This is a genomic window from Robbsia andropogonis (genome assembly GCF_000970345.1).
Lineage (GTDB): Bacteria > Pseudomonadota > Gammaproteobacteria > Burkholderiales > Burkholderiaceae > Robbsia > Robbsia andropogonis.
In genome coordinates, this window is the sequence record NZ_LAQU01000201.1 from 1 (window position 1) to 1,161 (window position 1,161).

Consider the following 1,161-nt stretch of genomic DNA (forward strand, 5'->3'; position numbering starts at 1 on the left):
TCTGATTGCTAGCGTTTAGTAGTAGTGTCGTACTTGCGATCATTAGAAACGTCGCTCCACGTTGATCTTCGGCGCAAACTAAGCCCCCGCCAATCTGCATTGGGAGCGCGCCATGAGCCATTCTGGATCGATCACCATGAGCATGCGTGAACTGGGACGGATCAAGGTCATTCAGGCAGTTATCGATGGCGTGCTGATGCCATGGCGAGCTGCTGAGCAATTGGAACTCAGCGTGCGCCAGGTCGAGCGTTTGTGCGTGCGATATCGCCTCGAAGGTCCGGCGGGTTTAGTCTCGCGCAAACGTGCTCGTCCGAGCAACCATCAATTGGCTCCTGGCGTGGCGCAGCGCGCTCTTGCGTTGATCGCCAAACGCTATCCTGACTTCGGTCCAACCTTTGCCTGCGAGAAGCTGCGCGAGGCGCACGGCTTTGGCCTGTCGGTGGCGACCGTTCGTCGGATAATGACTGCGGCGGGCTTGTGGATACCGCGCAAACAGCGCCCACCGAAAGTGTATCAGCCGCGCAATCGCCGAGCGTGTTTGGGCGAGCTGATCCAGATCGACGGCTGCGACCATCTGTGGTTCGAGGATCGCGCGCCATCTTGCACATTGCTGGTGTTTATCGACGACGCGACGAGCAAGCTGATGACGCTGCATTTTACCGAGACCGAATCGACGTTCAGCTATTTTGAGGCGTTGCAGAAATATCTGACGGCCCACGGTAAGCCTCAAGCCCTGTATAGCGACAAGTACTCAGTGTTTCGCGTCAACGCCAATAACTATGCAGAAAAGACCTTTGGCAAAGGCATTACGCAGTTCAGTCGGGCCTGCTACGAGCTCAACATCGACACTTGGTGTGCCAATTCGAGCCAAGCCAAGGGCCGGGTTGAGCGCGCCAATCTGACCTTGCAGGACCGGCTAGTCAAGGAGTTACGCCTGCGGGGCCTCAGCACGAAGGAAGCGGCCAACGCTTATGCGCCCTCCTTCATTGCCGATTACAACCGGCGTTTCGCCAAACCGGCCAGAAGCCCGCATGACGCTCATCGTCCCATGCGCGATGACGAGGTCTTGCGTTCAATCTTGACAGTGCGCGTGCTGCGTAAAGTCACCAATACGCTCACAGTGCAGTACGACCGCGTGATGTATCTGTGTAAGCGGCTGGT

1 protein-coding gene is annotated in these 1,161 nt (G+C 57.2%); it reads left to right on the top strand.

Annotated elements, in window-relative coordinates:
• Positions 1-112: 112 nt before the first annotated feature.
• The coding region (locus WM40_RS27115; protein WP_046154653.1) for an ISNCY family transposase at positions 113-1,161 on the top strand (1,049 nt) is incomplete at its 3' end.